A 17402-nucleotide genomic window follows, 5' to 3' on the forward strand; every position below is an offset into this window, starting at 1 on the left:
CGTTCGGCGCCACCCGGCTGGCGCGTCACCGACCCGCGCGGCAGTGCCACATCAGGCCAGCAACATCAGCGCTACTTGCAGCGCGATCAGCCACAGCAGCACCGACAAATCGACGCCACCCACGGTGGGAATCACGCGGCGCACCGGCGCGAGCAACGGCTCCAGCAGCCGCCCCAGTGTGCCGTGCAGCGGGGCGTACGGCTGCACCCAACTCAGCACCGCATACACCAGCAGCAAAACCATCAGCCCTTGCAAGGCGGTGCGCAACAGCCACTGTAGCGCCAGCAGCGGCACCGTCAACCAAAAATCCACGGTTTGCACCCCGGGCAACGCCCCGCCCCACGCCAGGTGCACCAAGCCCGCGTAGGCCAGTGACAACAGCAGCGCCGCCAGCCAACTCGCCCAGTCGGCATTGGCTTGCGCCCACGGACGCGGCAGCCAGCGCCGCAGGGGCTGCACCAACCAGTCGGTGATGGCGATGACGAACGGGCCTGGCTGGTTGCTCATGCGCATGCGCCGGGTGTTGAGCCACCCGCGCAGCAAGGCCGCACCCACCAGGATGAAAAACACCGTATCGAGCAAAAACAGCAACACACGCATGGCCGACGGGAGCGGACGAAATTGGGCTGTGCCGGCAGCCGTCAACGCCGTGGCCGACCGCCGCGGCGCCCACGGGCGCTTGGACCGAGCACCGACGCCGATTGTGCCCCAGTTGGGGACGCGGCGCGCGGCTTGGCACCGCTGCGGGCCGTGGCAGGCACCGCGGCACGTCCCGGCGCCGCAGCGCGCGCTTTCTTGCCTCCTCGCTTGCCGCTGTCGCTGGCGCCGTCGCCAGCAGCGCGTGTGCTGCGCTCGGTGCGGCGGGCGCGCCGCACCGGCCCACGGCCGTCGTCGCCTTCGTCGAACTCGGCCGGCTCGCCGGCCACCACCGCCCGGCCCTCGGATACCGCCATCTGGGCGTCGCGCACCAGGCGAAAGTCGATCCGCCGCCCATCCAGGTCCACACGGCTGACCTGCACCGTCACTTTCGACCCCAACGTGAAGCGCGCCCCGGTGCGCTCGCCGCGCAGCTCCTGGCGGCGCTCGTCGTAGCGGAAATACTCGCCGCCGAGCTCGGTGATGTGCACCAGACCCTCGACGTACAGCGCATCGAGTGTCACGAACAGACCAAAGCTGGTGACGGCGGTGACGGTGCCGGTGAACTCCTCGCCCAGGCGCTCACGCATATATTTGCACTTTAGCCAGGCCTCGACGTCACGGCTGGCTTCATCGGCGCGGCGCTCGTTGGCGCTGCAATGCAGCCCGGCGGCCTCCCACCCCAACACCTCGTTGGTCGGGCGCCCGCGGGTGCGCTGCATGGCGTCGGACGCACCGCGCTCCTGCAGCCGTTTGGTCAATTTGGCCTGGGCTTCGCCTGGCGTCGGCAGCATGGGTAAATGGTAGCGCTCGTCTTTCAGCAGTGCCTTGATGACGCGGTGCACCAGCAAATCGGGGTAGCGCCGGATAGGACTGGTGAAATGGGTGTAGGCGTCGAAGGCCAGGCCAAAGTGGCCGACGTTGTGCGGCGAATACATGGCCTGTTGCATCGAGCGCAGCAACATCTGGTGGATCTGCGGCGCATCGGGCCGCTCGGCGGTAGCCTTCGCGATGGCCTGAAAGTCGCGCGGGCTGGGCATATCGGGCAGCGTGGCGGTCACGCCAACGGCTTTCAGATACTCGCGCAGCACCTCCAATTTGTCCGGCGCGGGGCGCTCGTGCACGCGGTACAGCGCCGGATGGTGGTGCGCGGCGATGAACTCGGCCGCGCACACATTGGCCGCCAGCATCGCCTCTTCGATCAAGCGGTGCGCCTCGGTACGGGTACGCGGCTCGATGCGCTCGATGCGCCCGGCCTCATCACAGACGATCTGGGTCTCGACGGTCTCCAAATCGACGGCGCCACGGGCTTCACGGGCCGCCAACAGGGCGCGATAGACGTCATGCAAGTGGAGCAGATGGGGCACCAGCGCCGCATGCCGCTGGGCCAGCGGCCCGCGCGTATTCTGCAAAATGGCCGCCACCTCGGTATAGGTGAAGCGCTGATGGCTGTGCATCACCGCCGGATAAAACTGATACGCCTGCACCTGCCCCTTGGCATCGATGAGCATGTCGCACACCATACACAAGCGGTCCACCCCCGGGTTGAGCGAGCACAGGCCATTGGAGAGCTTTTCCGGCAGCATCGGAATGACGCGGCGCGGAAAGTAGACGCTGGTGGCACGGTCGTAGGCATCGACGTCCAGCGGCGAGCCATTGCGCACATAGTGGCTGACGTCGGCGATGGCTACCAGCAACCGCCAACCCTTGCCGCGTCCCACGCGCGCCGGTTCGCAGTACACGGCATCGTCGAAGTCGCGCGCGTCCTCGCCGTCGATGGTCACCAGCGGCACGTCGGTCAAATCGATACGCCCGCGCCGATCGACCGCACGCACTTTGTCGGGCAGCGCACGCGCCTCGGCCATCGCGGCCTCGGAGAACTGATGCGGCACGCCGTACTTGCGCACCGCGATCTCGATTTCCATGCCGGGGTCGTCGATGTCACCGAGCACCTCTTTGACACGCCCGACCGGCTGGCCATAGAGGGCCGGCGGCTCGGTCAACTCCACCACCACCACCTGACCCGATTGCGCAGCGCCGGTGGCACCCTTCGGGATGAGCACATCCTGGCCGTAGCGCTTGTCTTCTGGGGCCACCAGCCAGACGCCGTGCTCGAACAGCAGGCGACCGATGATGGGGGCGTCGCTGCGCTGCAGGATTTCGGTGACGCGCCCCTCGGGGCGCCCCCGCCGGTCGTGGCGCACGACGCGCACGCGCACCCGATCGCGGTGCAAGACCGCTCGCATCTCGTTGGGTGGCAGGTAGATATCGGGTTGGCCGTCGTCGCGAACCACGAAGCCATGGCCGTCGCGGTGGCCCATGACCACGCCTTCGATTTCGTTGGGAGAGGGAATGGATAAATCTTTCTTCACGTAGAGATGAGTCTGGAGCGGCCGGATGCCGCCATTTTCGACGATATAATGTGCGCTTCCTGAGACGCCCAGGTGGCGGAATTGGTAGACGCACTAGTTTCAGGTACTAGCGCCGCGAGGCGTGGAGGTTCGAGTCCTCTTCTGGGCACCAGCGCTTGGCACTGCGTTTGACGCGACAGCGCATCATCACACTGCGATCGCGGCCGGCGTTTGAGACCACCGCACCGGCGCCGATTTCAGCGCCGCAAGCGCGATCATACCCGTTTCCCACCCCAATGCACGTTCGCCACACGGGTGGCTGTTGCGAGCGGTGCTCGCCGATCGCATCCGATCGGCACGGCAACCGAAACGCGCCCGGTTCGGCGCTATAATGCGAGCATGTCGAGACGCCCAGGTGGCGGAATTGGTAGACGCACTAGTTTCAGGTACTAGCGCCGCGAGGCGTGGAGGTTCGAGTCCTCTCCTGGGCACCAGTCTCTGACGTTTGGTCGGACATCGATCGCGGCCCCCGCCAAACCCCCTGTTTCGCAGGGGTGGCCGTGCGCAGGCGCCAAGCGGGCGCAAGCGCATCAAGTCAGCAGATGCTGCTTATTCCAAACCCTTTTTTTATTGGCCGGGCCTGCCACCCCCGAGCCACATACGGCCGCCGGCGGCACCCGCTCACACCGGCAGCGCGATCAGGTCGTGTCCATCCGCAGCGACGATACGTGCCTTGATGAAGTCACCCGCGCGATAGGTTTTGCTCGCCTTTTCGGCCGGCAGCAGGCGCACCGTGCCGTCGATCTCGGGGGCGTCGGCGTAGGTGCGCCCCACCCCGCCCTTTTTGCCAAGGCTGTGCGCCTGGTCCACCAACACCTGCATGGTGGCGCCCACGCGGCGCTGCAGGCGCTGCACCGCCACCGCCTCGGCCACCGCCATGAAACGCGCACGCCGCTGCTCGCGCACCGCATCGGGCAGCGCGCCGGGCAGCGCATTGGCGGCAGCACCCGCCACGGGCGAATACGCAAAACAGCCAGCGCGGTCGATCTGGGCCTCGCGCACGAAGTCCAGCAGATGCGCGAATTCGGCCTCCGTCTCACCGGGAAAGCCGGCGATGAAAGTGCTGCGCACGACCAGCTCCGGGCAGATTTCGCGCCAGCGGCGGATGCGCTCCAGGTTGCGCTCGCCGCTGGCGGGACGCTTCATGCGCCGCAAGACGTCCGGATGGCTGTGCTGGAAGGGCACGTCGAGATACGGCAGCACCAACCCGTCGGCCATCAGCGGGACGATGTCATCCACGTGCGGGTAGGGGTAGACGTAGTGCAAGCGCACCCAGGCCCCGTGGGCGCGCGCCAAGGTGCCGAGCTCACGCACCAGATCGAGCAGACGGGTGCGGATCGGTCGCCCGCCCCAAAAGCCGGTGCGATACTGCACGTCCACGCCGTAGGCGCTGGTATCCTGGCTGATGACGAGCAGCTCCTTGACACCGCCCTCGAAAAGCCGCTGCGCCTCGGTCAGCACCTCGCCAATCGGCCGGCTGACGAGGTCGCCGCGCATCGACGGGATGATGCAGAACGTGCAGCGGTGGTTGCAGCCTTCGCTGATCTTCAAATACGCATAGTGGCGCGGCGTCAGCTTGACACCCACGCCCTCGATGGCGTTGCTCGGCGGCGGCACCAGGTCGACGAACGGATCGTGCGGCTTGGGCAAGTGCGCGTGTACGGCATCGAGCACCTCGTCGGCGGCGTGCGGGCCAGTGACGGCCAAGACCGCTGGGTGCCTTTCCTTCACCCAGTTGCCGCCGTGCGCATCGGTACGGGCGCCCAAGCAGCCGGTGACGATGACCTTGCCGTTGGCGGCCAACGCCTCACCAATGGCATCCAGGCTTTCCTGGACCGCCTCATCGATGAACCCGCAGGTGTTGACGATGACCAGGTCCGCCCCCTCGTAGCGGCGGGTGGTGCGGTACCCTTCGGCGCTCAGGCGCGTCAGGATCAGCTCAGCGTCGGTGAGTGCCTTCGGGCAACCCAGGCTGACGAAGCCGATGGTGGGCAAGCGTGTCGCAGCCGGCGCAGTCGCGGCATCAACGGTGTCGGTCATACCCCGTATTGTCGCAGGGTTGCTGCCGCCCTGCCCCGCGTCCAGCCGCCGCCCGGCACCCGTCCGGTGCGAAACCCGCTCAACCCGGTGGACGCTTGACGCCGAAGGCCGCCAACATCTGCTCCTGCATCTGCGCCAGCGCCTTTTGCGACTGCGCGAAGAACTGCGGCATCATCAGCGTCGGCTGGCTGGCCAGCCATTGCTGCCACAGCTCGGGCGTGAACTCCTTGGCCTGCTCGGCCATTTTTTGCTGCAAGTCCATGAAGATTTGCAGATTGCGCTCCAGGTAGGTGCCCATGAAACCCTGCATGGCGTGACCGTAGAAACGGATCAGGTTGGCCAGCATCTTTTCCGAGAACAAGGGCACACCGGCCGTCTCCTCCTCCAAAATGATTTGCAGCAAGATGGCGCGCGTCAAATCCTCGCCGCTTTTGGCATCACGCACGACGAAGGACTCGCCGCGCATGACCAGCTCCTTGACGTCGCTGAGGGTGATATAGGACGACGAGTCGGTGTCGTAGAGGCGGCGGTTGGGGTATTTTTTGATGACGCGAACCGAGCCTCCCCCGTTGTCGGTAGGGGTGCTGCCTTCGGGGGCGGCGGTAGGGGCCTGGGTGGACGGCACGAAACGCTCTCCTGCGAGGTAGGCTGTCTGATGGGGGGCCGGTGCCAGACACCCGCTGCACCGCGACACCCCACGGGGCATTGTAGAACGCGGCCACCGCGATCGAGACCGGGGATTACCCGCGCCGCCGCTGGCACGACGGGCTTGGCGGCGGGCCAAACCGCAGCTGGATGGCGCACGACGGCGGGCAGGCACGGCGCACCGGATCCGCCCGCCTTGGGGGATACACTCATTGCCCATGAAGCGGGGCAGCGCAGAACAGTGCAGAAATGTCTCCGCATGGCGCAGCGATCGCGCTATACTCGTATAGCGTTTTCAGTCATTGGAATCGGAACATGCTCGCCATTCGACTGCCCGCCGAAGTGGAAAGGCGCCTTGAAGCGCTGGCGCGGGCCACCGGGCGCACCAAGACGTTCTATGCCCGTGAAGCCATCCTCGAGCACTTGGACGACCTCGAAGATTTGTACCTCGCAGAACAGCGCTTGATCGACGCTCGCGCGGGCCGCAGCCGCACCTACACGCTAGACGAAGTGGAGCGCGATCTTGGCTTGGCGGATTGAGTTCGACGAGAAAGCCAAGAAGGACTTGGCCGCGCTGGACAGGACCGTTGCCAAGCGCATCACCGCCTTTCTGCGCGAACGGGTCGCGGGACTCGACGACCCGCGCAGCATTTGTGATACGCTCAACGGATCCACGCTGGGGGCCTTCTGGAAGAACCGCGTTGGCGACTATCGCATCATTGCCAGCATCGAGGACGGCGCGTTGCGCATCCTCGTTGTGCGCGTCGGCAACCGCAAGGGGGTGTACCGGACAGGATGACGACCATCCATACGATGCCCGCTGCGGACTCCTTGGGCGCACAGACCGAGGTGTCCGATGAGCCGGAAAACGTGTGCTCGGATGGCTTCAGAGCTTGCCGCCTCCAGCCGGTCACGGCGGGGATTTTTGACTGGCCAATTAGCCTGAACTACCGGCCGCGGCCAGACGCTGGCGCACCGCTTCGTACAGACACACCGCACTGGCCACCGATACGTTGAGGCTTTCGACCGCGCCGCGCATCGGGATGGCCACCAACTCGTCGCAGTGGCGGCGCACTAAGGGACGCAACCCTCGGCCCTCGGCACCGAGCACGAACGCCACTGGGCCACGCCAGTCCGCCTCGTACACGGTGCGCGGCGCGTCGTCGCTGGCGCCCACGACCCAGACACCGCGCGCTTTGAGGGCGTCGAGCGTGCGTGCCAGATTGGTCACCATCAGATACGGCACACTGTCGGCCGCGCCGCTGGCCACTTTGGCCACGGTGGCGTTGAGCCCACACGCCTGGTCTTTGGGCGCGATGACCGCGTGCGCCCCAGCCCCGTCGGCCACGCGCAAGCACGCGCCCAGGTTGTGGGGGTCGGTGACGCCATCGAGCACCAGCAGCAACGGCGGGTCGGCGCGGCGCTCGGCCTCGCTGCGCGCCTCGAGCTGGTCGAGGACGTCGTCGAGCGTGCGCGCCAGCTGCAGCGGTCGCACCCGCGCCACCACCCCTTGGTGGTGAACCCCGCCGGCCAGACGCGCCAAGCGCGCCCCATTGGCTTCGATGATGCGCACCCCCGCTTCCTGCGCACGCTGCAGAAATTGCCGCATACGCGCGTCGCGCCGAGCAGGATCGGCATAGAGCTCGACGATCGAGCCGGGGTCGAGTTTGAGCCGCACGCCAATGGCGTGAAAACCGAACAAAACACTGGTGTCGCTGGCCATGGGGCGGGATTATCGCCGCTGCTCATCCGGCATCGGCGACCGCGGCGGGCGCGCTCAGCTCGCGCGCCCGACCGGCCTCGATAGCGATGCGGCGCTCGCAACGGCGGGCGATGGCCGCATCGTGCGTGACCAGCAGCAGGGTGGTGCCATGCTCGCGGTTGAGATCGAACATCAGGGCCATGACGCGCTCGCCGGTGGCGTGGTCCAGGCTGCCGGTGGGTTCGTCGGCCAGCAGCACCGCCGGCTCGACGACGAAGGCGCGCGCCAGGGCCACGCGCTGCTGCTCGCCGCCGGAGAGCACACGCGGATAATGGCCCAGCCGCTCACCCAGGCCGACGCGTTCGAGCATGCGGCGCGCCGCTGCGCGTGCGTCGCGCCGCCCCGCCAGCTCCAGTGGCAGCATCACATTTTCCAGCGCGGTCAAATTGCCAAGCAATTGAAAGCTCTGGAATACGAAACCCAGCCGGCGCGCGCGCAGCGCGGCACGGGCGTCTTCGTCCAGCGCAAAGATGTCCGTGCCATCCCAGTGAACCGTGCCCGTGCTGGGGGTGTCCAACCCGGCGATCAGGGACAGCAAGGTGCTTTTACCGGAGCCCGAAGCACCGACGATGGCCAAGGTCTGCCCCGCGAAGACGTCAAAGCTGACGTCGTGCAAAATGGTCAGCGGCCCGCCGGCGTCCTGCACGGTCTTGGTCAGGTGACGCACGGCGATGATGGGTTGGGTCATGAGGATCGATCGACGAATGAAACGCAGGGACGCGGCCTTGGCTGCGCTGGCGGCCGCCGGCTGGGCCTGGTGGCCGGGTAGAGCGGCGTGGGGCGCCAGCGGTTCCCCAACCGTGGTGTTGGTGGTGGGCGACTCGCTCAGCGCCGAGTATGGCATTGCGCGCGGACGCGGCTGGGTGGCGCTGCTGCAGCAGCGCCTACAAGCGCAAGGGCGCTCGGTCCAAGTCGTCAACGCCAGCATCAGCGGCGACACCACCGCAGGTGGACGTGCCCGCTTACCCGCCCTGCTGCAACGGCACCGCCCGGCCGTGGTCATCCTGGAATTGGGGGGCAACGACGCCCTGCGCGGCCTGCCGCTGCCGTCCACCCGCGACAATCTGCGCGCCATGATTCGCGCCAGCCGTGCCGCCGGCGCTCGCGTGCTGCTGCTGGGCATGGACATGCCGCCCAACTATGGCGAGCGCTTCCGCGCGGAATTTCGCGCCGTCTACACCGATTTGGCGCGCGAAGAAGGCGTGGCGTTGGTGCCGTTTTTCCTCGCCGGCGTAGCCGACGGCCCCCAGGCCGCCGCCCTGTTTCAGGACGACCGCATCCACCCCAATGAGCAGGCGCAGCCGCGCCTGCTGGACAACGTCTGGCCCGCCCTGCGGCCGTTGCTGCCGCGCGGCTAGCGTGGTGGCGCGGCACGGCGACGTCCCGACCGGGTCGGTTGGCGGCGGCCCCGCAGCCAGCCGCGGGCGGCTGCGGTCGGCAGCGTCCTCGATCAGGCCAAGACGTGCATGGCCTGGGCCAAGTCGGCGCGCAGGTCTTCGATGTCCTCCAGGCCGACGGCAAAGCGCACCAGATGCGGCGCGTGCCGCCACGGGCGCTGACGCAAGGGCGGCATCTCGTAGGGCATACACAGGCTCATCGGGCCGGCCCAACTGTAGCCGAGGCGGAAGCAGCGCAAGGCGTCGCAGAACGCATCGACCTGCGCGGCGCTGACCGCGTCATCGAACACGACGCTGAACAGGGCGGCGGCCGCGCGCGCATCGCGCCGCCAGGCGGCGTGTCCGGGCGAGTCGGGCAGCGCCGGATGGAACACCCGCGCCACCCGCGGTTGGTCTTGCATCCAGCTGGCCAAGGCACGCGCGCTGGCGTCTTGAGCCTGGTAACGCAGCGGCAGGCTGGGCAGCCCACGCAGCACGGCTTCGGCGTCGTTGGCGCCCACGCCCAAGCCCAGGCGCATGTGCGTCATCAACAGCGTTTGATGCAACGCATCGTCGCGTGTGACCACCGCTCCCATCAGCACATCGGCCCCGCCGCTGGGGTATTTGGTCAGCGCCTGCAGGGCGATGTCCACCCCCAGCTCGAACGGTCGCAACGCGATGCCTGCGCCCCAGGTGTCGTCCAGCGCGGTGACGATCGGCACCTCTCGCGCCGCATTGGCCTGCCGTACCACCGCCAGCAGCGCCGGCAGATCGGGAAATTCCAGCGTCACCGAGCCAGCGGCTTCCAGCCACACCAGGCGCGTGCGCGGCGTGATGGCGGCGGCCAGATCGGCCGGATCCATCGGATCGTAGATGCGGAACCCGATGCCCCAGTGCGCCAACTCGTGCGCCGCCAGGGCCTTGTTCGGTCCGTAGGCGTTGTCGGGCAGCAGCACTTCGTCGCCGGCGCGCAACAGGGCCAAATCGACCAAGGCGATGGCCGCCAGACCGCTGGGGGCCAGGACGCAGTGGCGGCCGCCCTCCAAGGTGGCGATGCGCTCCTCCAAGGTAAACGTGGTGGGCGTGCCGTGCAACCCGTAGGTGTAGCCGGACTTGTCCTGCCAGCGCCGCGCCCGCACCGCCGCCACGTTCGGGAACAGCACGGTGGAGGCCTTGTACACCCCGACGGGCACGGCGTCGAACGCGGCCGGTGCCCGGTAGGGATGATGGATCAGTTGGGTGGCCATGGCACGCTCCGGCGCCGCTGCGGTCTGCTCCGGGCTCGACGGCAGCGGCACGCACGGTCGCTGCGCCTGGCCATCACGGCCGGGCGACGAACCGGCTGGGTTGGAGGGAGGTTGCAGCATCATCGGCCTGCGGTGCGCTGGGAAAGCCGCCCGGGTTGCCGCGGCGCCATGAGGGCAAAGCGGTGCCGCGCCGTTGCGCGCGCACTCACCGCCCCCACTTGGCCAGCAATTGCGCTGGGCGAAGGTTATCGTAGCACTCGAAGGGCTGGTGAATCCACGGATTGGTCGGCAAGTACTCCACCGAGTAGTCGGGCGTGAAGATCGACAGGGCTTTGGTCCAAATGACGGCGCTGCGCAGCTCGCTGATGGGTGGATAGCTGCTGCGCAACAGCTCCACCACCGCCTTGAGCGTGTGCCCGGAGTCGGCCAGATCATCGACCAACAGTACCCGACCGGCGATCTCACCCTTGGGGGTGGTGATGTAGCGCGCAATATCGAGCTGGCCGCGCACCGTGCCGCCCTCGGCCCGGTACGAGCTGGTGGACATGATGGCCAACGGCTTGTCGAAGATACGGCTGAGGATGTCACCCGGCCGCATGCCGCCGCGCGCCAAGCACAGGATGGTGTCGAATTCCCACCCCGATTGATAAATCTGAATCGCGAGTTTTTCGATCAGATTGTGGTACTCGTCGTACGACACGTACAGATGCTTGCCGTCTTCGGTAAGCATGGCAGCCGATCTTTCGAAACGGTTGAGGAGGCGTTGCCCGGGTCGCGGGCAGGCGATGCGACGGGTTTACGCGGCAAACGGGTGGTGCAGCAAGATGGTGTGATCGCGGTCGGGGCTGGTGGAAATGATATGCACCGGCACGCCCGTGACGGCCTCGATGCGCTCCAGATAACGCCGCGCATTGGCGGGCAGGGCCTCGTAGCGGGTGACGCCCGCGCTCGATTCGCTCCAGCCGGGCAGGGTCTCATAAATGGGCTCGCAGCGTGCGATCTCGTCCGCGCCCAGCGGCAGCAGGTCGATTTCCTGGCCGTCGAGCCGGTAGCCGACACACAGCTTGAGCTCGGGCAGACCGTCGAGCACGTCGAGCTTGGTGATGCACAGACCCGACAGGCCGTTGACCTGCGCGGAGCGCTTGAGCAGCGCGGCATCGAACCAACCGCAGCGGCGCGCGCGCCCCGTGGTGGTCCCTTTCTCCGCCCCCACCGTGGCCATGTGCCAGCCCGGGGTGCCCTCGGTCTGCCAATCGAGCTCGGTGGGAAATGGACCGCCACCGACGCGCGTGCAATAGGCTTTCGTGATGCCCAGCACGTAGTGCAACAAGCCCGGCCCGACGCCGGCGCCGGCGGCCGCATTGCCCGCCACGCAATTGCTGGACGTCACGAAGGGATAGGTGCCGTGATCGATGTCGAGCAGCGTGCCCTGCGCGCCCTCGAACAGCAGGTTGGCGCCGGCACGGTGTGCTTGGTTGAGTTCGCGCGACACATCGGCCATCATCGGTGCCAGTGCCTCGGCGTGGCGCATGGCTTCGTCATAGACGGCGTCGAAGCGCACACGGCCGCTGGCGTCCAGATACGGCCGCAGCGCCGGGCCGAAGTCGATGGCCGACGACCCGAGGTAGGTGCTCAGCAGGTGGTTGTGCAGGTCGAGCAGCTCGCGCAACTTTTCGGCGAAGCGCTGCGGATACTTCAAATCTTGCACGCGCAGCGCGCGCCGCGCCACCTTGTCCTCGTAGGCCGGGCCGATACCACGCCCGGTGGTGCCGATCTTGGCCGCGCCGACTTTCTCCTTGGCCGCCTCGCGCGCTATGTCCACCGCCGCATGAAAAGGCAGGATGAGCGGGCAGGCCTCACTGATGCGCAGGCGCGAGCGAACTTCGACGCCCGCGCGCTCCAAGCCCTCGATCTCCTCCAGTAGCTTGGCCGCCGACAACACCACACCGTTGCCGATGTAGCAGGTGACATGGGGCCGCATGATGCCGCTGGGAATCAGGTGCAACGCCGTCTTGACGCCGCCGATGACGAGCGTGTGCCCCGCGTTGTGCCCGCCTTGGAAACGCACGACGGCGTGGGCGGTTTCGGTCAACCAATCGACCAGCTTGCCCTTGCCCTCGTCACCCCATTGGGTGCCCACCACCACCACATTGCGCCCCGGCTGGGGCTGAAAGGCCTTGTCCATCGTCTAACGGTTCATCGGTTGATTGTGTTGTCGGGGGGCGCCGGCGCTTTCGTCCACGCTGGCCGTCAGGCTGCACGCGGGCGGGGCGCCACCACCCACTCGCCTTGGTGTTCGATCAACTCGCGGTCGCACGCGAATTCGTCCACCTCGTGTTCGTGCCCGGGCAGGACACACACCACGGTCTCCCCCTGCGCGCGCAGCCGCGCGATGGCGGCGCGCAGGGCTGGGTCGTGCCGCCACGGTGCGCGGATGGCCGGCCGCAGCGCTGGCGCGGGCAGCCCGCGCACCAACTGCCGCAGATCGAGGCTGAAGCCCGCCGCCGGCCGGCGTCGTCCAAAGACCGCTCCGACCTCGTCATAACGGCCGCCGCGGGCAATTTCTTCGCCTTGTCCGCTGTCCGCGCTCAAAATCGCGTAGCGCACGCCCGTGTAGTAGGCATAGCCGCGCAGATCGGCCAAATCGAAGGTGACGGCAACATCCGGGTCGCGCTGCGTCAACTGGTTGGCCAAACGGCGCAGATCGCCCAGGGCCTGCTCCAGCCCAGGAGCGTCACCCAGCTGCGCCGCGGCTGCCGCCAGTACCTCGGGGCCGCCGTACAGCCGCGGCAGGGCCAGCAGACGCGCGCGCACAAGCGGCGGCAGGCCCGCCGCCAGTTCGGCCAGCGTAGCCTCGTCCTTGGCCGCCAGCGCCGCGTGCAGCCGCGACAGCACCGGCGGCGCCACGGCGCAGCCGTGCAACACGGCATCGACCACGCGCACGTCGCCCAAATCGACGCTGAGGCGCCGTACGCCGGCCGCGCGCAGCGCGTCCAGCGCCAACTCGAGTACCTCGAGATCGGCCTCGAGCCCCGCGTGGCCATAGATCTCGGCGCCGAACTGCAACAGTTCGCGGCTGCCGCTGGTGGCGGTGGCACGCGTGTGCACCACCGGAGCGCAGTAGCACAGGCGCGTGACTCCGGCGCGGTTGAGCAGATGCGCATCGATGCGCGCCACCTGCGGCGTGGTGTCGGCGCGCAAACCAAGGGTGCGCCCGGAGAGTTGATCGACGAGCTTGAAGGTCTGCAGCTCCAGCGCTTCGCCGGTGCCGGTAAGCAGCGAATCCAAATGCTCGATGAGCGGTGGCATCACCAGCTCGTAGCCATAGCGCCGCGCCGTCTCGAGCAGGCAACGGCGCAGGTCCTCGAGATGCCGCGCTTCGGCGGGCAGCACGTCGGCGATGTGATCCGGCAGCAGCCAGGCAGACATGGGGGTAGGACGTTTGAAACGGGCAAAGGGCCAATTCTACCCCGCCCGGTTTCGACGCCGCTCAGCGCGCGGCCGGCGCCACCGTGCCTTTGAAAGCGCGGAAAAACTCCGACGACGGATCGACGACGAGCAGATCGCCCTTGCCGCTGAAGCTGGCGCGGTAGGCCTCCAGGCTGCGGTAAAACTGCGCAAAAGTGGGGTCACGTCCGAAGGCCTGTGCATAAATGCGCGCCGCTTCGGCATCGCCCTCACCCTTGATCTTTTGCGCCTGCCGGAACGCCTGCGCCAAGATCACCTCGCGCTCGCGGTCGGCCTCGGCGCGAATCTTCTCGCCTTCGGCGAAGCCGGTCGAGCGCAGTTCGTTGGCCACACGCTTGCGCTCGGCCTCCATCCGGTCGTACACCGAGCGGGTGATGGATTCGGCGTAATCGATGCGTGAGATGCGCACGTCCACCACATCCATCCCCCACGGTTTTTCGGCACCACGCACGGCTGCCAGCACCTCACGCTGTACGGCCGCCATCAGCTCCTCGCGCTTGGTGGAGAGCAACTCGCGCAGCGTTCGTTTGTTGACTTCCTGCTGGAAGGCGTTGCGCACCACGCGGTTGAGCTGGGCGGCACCGGCGCGCTCGTCCAGCCCGACGTTGCGGATGTAGGCCGAGGGATCGGAGATGCGCCAGCGCACGTACCAGTCGATGACGACGCGCTGCTTCTCCGCCGTCAGCGTCGGCTCGGTGTCGGTGCTCTCCAGTGTCAGCAACCGCTTGTCGATGTACGAGACGTTTTGAAACGGCGGTGGCAGCTTGAAGTTCAGCCCCGGCTCGGTGACGACGTTGCGGATCTGGCCAAACTGGAAAACGACGCCGTACTGCCGCTGATCGACGACGAAGACGGTGGAGCTGGCGATGGCCAACAGCACCAGCAGGGAGGAGACGAAAAATCCGATGCGATTGATCATGGCGTGGCCTCCGGTCAACGCACTTCGCGCTCACGGCTGCGCAGGTCCATGCGGCTGCGTGCATCGGCCGCGCTGGGGGCGCTGCTGCTCGACGCGCTGCCACCAGCGGCGGCGGCACTGCCGGTAGCAGCTGCCGCTGCGCCCGATGCACCGGTGTTGGCGGCGGCGCTGACTTGTTGCATGATCTTGTCCAGGGGCAAGTACAACAAGTTGGACTGCTGGCGCGCGTCGATCATGACCTTGGTGACGTTGCTGTAGATCTCCTGCATCGCTTCGAGGTACATGCGCTCGCGCGTGACCTGGGGCGCCTTGGCGTACTCCGCCTGCACCAAGGCAAAACGCTGGGCGTCCCCTTGTGCCTGCGCCACCACGCGCGCCTTGTAGCCTTCGGCTTCCTCGATCAAGCGGGCCGCCGCGCCACGTGCGCGCGGCACCACGTCGTTGGCATAGGCTTCTGCCTCATTTTTGGCGCGCTCGCGCTCCTGACCCGCTTTGAGCACGTCGTCGAACGCCGCCTGCACCTGCTCGGGTGGCCGCACCCCGCCCGCTTGCAGATTGATGCCGACGATTTCGATGCCGACCTGATAGCGGTCCAGAATGGTTTGCATCAGCGTGCGCACGCGCGGCGCGATTTGCTCGCGTTCCTCGGCCAAGGCGGCGTCCATTTTCATTTTGCCCACCACCTCGCGCACCGCCGTCTCGGCGGCTTTGACCACCGCCGCGTCGGGGTCGCGGCTGTTGAAGAGGTAAGCCCGCGCGTCGCTCAAGCGGTACTGCACCGCAAATTTGATTTCGACGATATTTTCGTCTTCGGTGAGCATGGCCGATTCACGCAGGCCGGTGGCGCGGACGATGGCGTCGCGCCCGATGTCGACCGAGCGGATCTGGGTGACGAATACCGTCTCGTGGCGCTGGATGGGGTACGGCAGGCGCCAGTTGAAACCCGCGCCGACGGTGCTGTGGTAGCGCCCGAATTGGGTGATGACGGCCTGCTGGCCTTCCTGCACGATGAAGAAGCCGGTGCCCAGCCAAATCAGCACCGCCACACCGGCGATCAAGCCCACGCCGACGCCGGTTCCTTTGGGATCGCGCGGCGCCGGCGCTTCACGCTCGTCACGGTCCCACCCCGGCCCGCCCGGCGGACGGCGGCCACCGCCAAACAGTCCGCTGAGCTTGCGGTTGAAATCGCGCCAGAGCTCGTCCAGATCGGGCGGCGTCTGGCTGCCGCCGGCGGGGCGGCGACCGCTGCCGTCACGCGGCTCACGCGGCTCCTCCTCGTCACCGCGGCCCCAGCGGGGATCGTTCAGATTGAAGACCGCAGGCAAGCGCTGCCACCACCGACGGCGGCGCGCCGGCTGCGGACGGGACGCGGCGTCGGCGGGATCGCGGGCTCCCAGGGGATAGTCACTCATGGATGCGTCGTTACAGTTCGTGTTGGGGCGGCTCAATTGTGCCCAAATGTCGAGGGTCACGCTGCGGAGGCACGGACACACGCGGTGCGGCCACGGCATCGGCGATGGCCGCGCGCAGCGCCTCCAACCCCTGGCAGGTGCGGGCGCTGACAAACACCCGAGTCACCGGATGCCCTTCGAGTTCCGTCACGTCACACTCCCGCTGTGGCTGATGTTGCGGCGGCAGCGCATCGATCTTGTTGAACACCAGCACCTGCGGCACGTCGGCCGCGCCGATTTCATGCAGTACGCGCTGCACATCACCGATGTGCTCCGGATGCTGCGGGTTGGCGGCATCGACCACGTGCAGCAGCAAGTCGGCGTCACGCGCCTCTTGCAGGGTAGCGGCAAAGGCCTCCACCAAGGTGTGCGGCAGGTCACGGATGAAGCCCACCGTGTCCGACAGCGACACCCGTTGGCCCACTTCGCCCAGGTAGAGCTGGCGCGTGGTGGTGTCGAGGGTGGCGAAGAGCTGGTCGGCCGCATACGCGTTGGCCTTGACCAGCGCATTGAACAGCGTGGACTTGCCGGCGTTGGTGTAGCCCACCAGCGAGACATTGAAGGTGCCGCGGCGCTCGCGCTGGCGACGCTGGGTCTGGCGCTGACGCTTGACGCGCTCGAGCCGCTCGCGCGTGCGCTGGATGGCCTGGGCGATCATGCGCCGGTCCAGTTCGATCTGCGTCTCACCAGGGCCGCCGCGCAGGCCGATGCCACCGCTTTGGCGCTCCAGGTGGGTCCAGCGTCGCACCAGGCGTGTCGAGAGGTACTGCAGACGTGCCAGTTCCACCTGCAGCTTGCCTTCGTGGCTGCGGGCACGGCGGGCAAAGATCTCCAAGATCAGCAGGACGCGGTCATTGACGGCGCGCTCCAGATAGCGCTCCAGGTTGCGCTGCTGCGCCGGGCTGAGCGCCTGATCGAACAGCACTTCACTGGCGCCATGGGCGGCTGCCAGGGCCTTGATTTCGTCGGCCTTGCCACGCCCGACGTAGAGGGCGGCGTCGGGCGCGCGCCGTCGGCACACCACACGGTCGCACACCCGGTAGCCGGCCGACTCGGCCAACGCCGCCAACTCGTCCAACGTCGGGTCGAAATGGGGCTGGCCGATGTCGACACCGACCAGGATGACGCCAGGGGCGGCTGACGCCGCAGCCGGCGTCGGCGCCTGCATACGCGGCGTGCTCAGGCGTTTTCGGTGGGCTGCCCCACCGTGAAGTGCACCGGACGGCCCGGCACGATGGTGGAGATGGCGTGCTTGTACACCATCTGGGTCACCGTGTTGCGCAGCAAAACGACGTACTGATCGAACGATTCGATCTGGCCCTGCAGCTTGATGCCATTGACCAGGTAGATCGACACCGGGATGTGCTCACGGCGCAGCTGGTTCAGAAACGGGTCCTGCAGGAGTTGGCCTTTGTTGTTGCTCACGATATCTTCCGTGTTCCAAAAA

17 protein-coding genes and 2 tRNA genes are annotated in these 17402 nt (G+C 67.3%); 5 read left to right on the forward strand and 14 right to left on the reverse strand.

Features of this window, described 5'->3' with window-relative positions:
- Positions 1-51: 51 nt before the first annotated feature.
- Complete coding sequence (locus tag Tchar_RS00300; protein WP_144327106.1) at positions 52-600, reverse strand: YggT family protein; 549 nt, start codon at positions 598-600, stop codon at positions 52-54.
- A 41-nt stretch (positions 601-641) separates the two neighbouring features.
- Positions 642-2957 (reverse strand): ribonuclease R, encoded by a 2316-nt coding sequence (gene rnr / locus Tchar_RS00305; protein WP_144327190.1) that lies wholly within the window; start codon positions 2955-2957, stop codon positions 642-644.
- A gap of 117 nt (positions 2958-3074) precedes the next feature.
- Here rnr and Tchar_RS00310 point away from each other — a divergent pair.
- Both Tchar_RS00310 and Tchar_RS00315 read left to right on the forward strand, forming a co-directional pair.
- Positions 3075-3159 (forward strand) — tRNA-Leu (locus Tchar_RS00310).
- A gap of 237 nt (positions 3160-3396) precedes the next feature.
- A tRNA-Leu gene (locus tag Tchar_RS00315) sits at positions 3397-3481 on the forward strand.
- 187 nt (positions 3482-3668) lie between these two features.
- On the opposite strand, the gene rimO is transcribed toward Tchar_RS00315, so the two are convergent.
- On the reverse strand, positions 3669-5087 hold the full coding sequence (rimO, locus tag Tchar_RS00320; protein ID WP_144327107.1) for a 30S ribosomal protein S12 methylthiotransferase RimO: 1419 nt from the start codon (positions 5085-5087) through the stop codon (positions 3669-3671).
- A gap of 79 nt (positions 5088-5166) precedes the next feature.
- The gene (gene phaR, locus Tchar_RS00325; protein WP_408033515.1) at positions 5167-5712 is read right to left on the reverse strand and encodes a polyhydroxyalkanoate synthesis repressor PhaR; all 546 of its coding nucleotides are present in this window, start codon (positions 5710-5712) and stop codon (positions 5167-5169) included.
- 335 nt (positions 5713-6047) lie between these two features.
- Here phaR and relB point away from each other — a divergent pair, with 335 nt between their 5' ends.
- Both relB and Tchar_RS00335 read left to right on the forward strand, forming a co-directional pair.
- On the forward strand, positions 6048-6272 hold the full coding sequence (gene relB / locus Tchar_RS00330) for a type II toxin-antitoxin system RelB family antitoxin (protein WP_144327109.1): 225 nt from the start codon (positions 6048-6050) through the stop codon (positions 6270-6272).
- Complete coding sequence (locus Tchar_RS00335; protein ID WP_144327110.1) at positions 6256-6531, forward strand: type II toxin-antitoxin system RelE family toxin; 276 nt, start codon at positions 6256-6258, stop codon at positions 6529-6531. The genes relB and Tchar_RS00335 overlap by 17 nt, the downstream gene beginning before the upstream one ends.
- A gap of 138 nt (positions 6532-6669) precedes the next feature.
- On the opposite strand, the gene rlmB is transcribed toward Tchar_RS00335, so the two are convergent.
- Together rlmB and Tchar_RS00345 are read right to left on the reverse strand one after the other, a co-directional pair.
- On the reverse strand, positions 6670-7455 hold the full coding sequence (gene rlmB, locus Tchar_RS00340) for a 23S rRNA (guanosine(2251)-2'-O)-methyltransferase RlmB (RefSeq protein ID WP_144327111.1): 786 nt from the start codon (positions 7453-7455) through the stop codon (positions 6670-6672).
- A 22-nt stretch (positions 7456-7477) separates the two neighbouring features.
- A complete protein-coding gene (locus Tchar_RS00345; protein ID WP_144327112.1) occupies positions 7478-8182 on the reverse strand; it encodes an ABC transporter ATP-binding protein in 705 nt (234 codons plus the stop codon).
- Between the two features lie 16 nt (positions 8183-8198).
- On the opposite strand from Tchar_RS00345, the gene Tchar_RS00350 reads away from it, so the two are divergent.
- Positions 8199-8852: an arylesterase gene (locus tag Tchar_RS00350; protein WP_201739259.1), complete on the forward strand. Its 654-nt coding sequence runs from the start codon at positions 8199-8201 to the stop codon at positions 8850-8852.
- Between the two features lie 92 nt (positions 8853-8944).
- Here the strand turns inward: Tchar_RS00350 and Tchar_RS00355 are convergent, their stop codons facing one another.
- The 8 genes from Tchar_RS00355 to hfq form a co-directional block, all read right to left on the reverse strand.
- Positions 8945-10117 (reverse strand): PLP-dependent transferase, encoded by a 1173-nt coding sequence (locus Tchar_RS00355; RefSeq protein ID WP_144327114.1) that lies wholly within the window; start codon positions 10115-10117, stop codon positions 8945-8947.
- A 205-nt stretch (positions 10118-10322) separates the two neighbouring features.
- The gene (locus Tchar_RS00360) at positions 10323-10847 is read right to left on the reverse strand and encodes a phosphoribosyltransferase (protein WP_144327115.1); all 525 of its coding nucleotides are present in this window, start codon (positions 10845-10847) and stop codon (positions 10323-10325) included.
- A gap of 66 nt (positions 10848-10913) precedes the next feature.
- Positions 10914-12302: an adenylosuccinate synthase gene (locus tag Tchar_RS00365; RefSeq protein ID WP_144327116.1), complete on the reverse strand. Its 1389-nt coding sequence runs from the start codon at positions 12300-12302 to the stop codon at positions 10914-10916.
- Between the two features lie 65 nt (positions 12303-12367).
- On the reverse strand, positions 12368-13546 hold the full coding sequence (locus Tchar_RS00370) for an ATP phosphoribosyltransferase regulatory subunit (RefSeq protein ID WP_144327117.1): 1179 nt from the start codon (positions 13544-13546) through the stop codon (positions 12368-12370).
- Positions 13547-13607: 61 nt separating this feature from the next.
- Entirely contained in the window at positions 13608-14501 is an 894-nt protein-coding gene (gene hflC, locus Tchar_RS00375; RefSeq protein ID WP_144327191.1) for a protease modulator HflC, read from the reverse strand.
- Between the two features lie 17 nt (positions 14502-14518).
- Positions 14519-15916 (reverse strand): FtsH protease activity modulator HflK, encoded by a 1398-nt coding sequence (gene hflK, locus Tchar_RS00380; protein ID WP_144327118.1) that lies wholly within the window; start codon positions 15914-15916, stop codon positions 14519-14521.
- A 10-nt stretch (positions 15917-15926) separates the two neighbouring features.
- On the reverse strand, positions 15927-17123 hold the full coding sequence (gene hflX, locus Tchar_RS00385; protein WP_144327119.1) for a GTPase HflX: 1197 nt from the start codon (positions 17121-17123) through the stop codon (positions 15927-15929).
- 11 nt (positions 17124-17134) lie between these two features.
- On the reverse strand, positions 17135-17380 hold the full coding sequence (hfq, locus tag Tchar_RS00390) for an RNA chaperone Hfq (protein ID WP_144327120.1): 246 nt from the start codon (positions 17378-17380) through the stop codon (positions 17135-17137).
- Between the last annotated feature and the right edge of the window lie 22 nt (positions 17381-17402).

This window comes from Tepidimonas charontis, from assembly GCF_007556685.1.
Lineage (GTDB): Bacteria > Pseudomonadota > Gammaproteobacteria > Burkholderiales > Burkholderiaceae_C > Tepidimonas > Tepidimonas charontis.

Bases quoted from the DNA above. Each gene is read 5' to 3' on its own strand.
- rimO (WP_144327107.1), bottom strand. From the start codon at position 5,087: ATGACCGACACCGTTGATGCCGCGACTGCGCCGGCTGCGACACGCTTG.
- relB (WP_144327109.1), top strand. From the start codon at position 6,048: ATGCTCGCCATTCGACTGCCCGCCGAAGTGGAAAGGCGCCTTGAAGCG.
- Tchar_RS00360 (WP_144327115.1), bottom strand. From the start codon at position 10,847: ATGCTTACCGAAGACGGCAAGCATCTGTACGTGTCGTACGACGAGTAC.
- Tchar_RS00355 (WP_144327114.1), bottom strand. From the start codon at position 10,117: ATGGCCACCCAACTGATCCATCATCCCTACCGGGCACCGGCCGCGTTC.
- Tchar_RS00370 (WP_144327117.1), bottom strand. From the start codon at position 13,546: ATGTCTGCCTGGCTGCTGCCGGATCACATCGCCGACGTGCTGCCCGCC.
- hflK (WP_144327118.1), bottom strand. From the start codon at position 15,916: ATGAGTGACTATCCCCTGGGAGCCCGCGATCCCGCCGACGCCGCGTCC.
- Tchar_RS00350 (WP_201739259.1), top strand. From the start codon at position 8,199: ATGAAACGCAGGGACGCGGCCTTGGCTGCGCTGGCGGCCGCCGGCTGG.
- rlmB (WP_144327111.1), bottom strand. From the start codon at position 7,455: ATGGCCAGCGACACCAGTGTTTTGTTCGGTTTTCACGCCATTGGCGTG.
- rnr (WP_144327190.1), bottom strand. From the start codon at position 2,957: ATGGGCCACCGCGACGGCCATGGCTTCGTGGTTCGCGACGACGGCCAA.
- Tchar_RS00345 (WP_144327112.1), bottom strand. From the start codon at position 8,182: ATGACCCAACCCATCATCGCCGTGCGTCACCTGACCAAGACCGTGCAG.
- hflX (WP_144327119.1), bottom strand. From the start codon at position 17,123: ATGCAGGCGCCGACGCCGGCTGCGGCGTCAGCCGCCCCTGGCGTCATC.
- Tchar_RS00365 (WP_144327116.1), bottom strand. From the start codon at position 12,302: ATGGACAAGGCCTTTCAGCCCCAGCCGGGGCGCAATGTGGTGGTGGTG.
- Tchar_RS00300 (WP_144327106.1), bottom strand. From the start codon at position 600: ATGCGTGTGTTGCTGTTTTTGCTCGATACGGTGTTTTTCATCCTGGTG.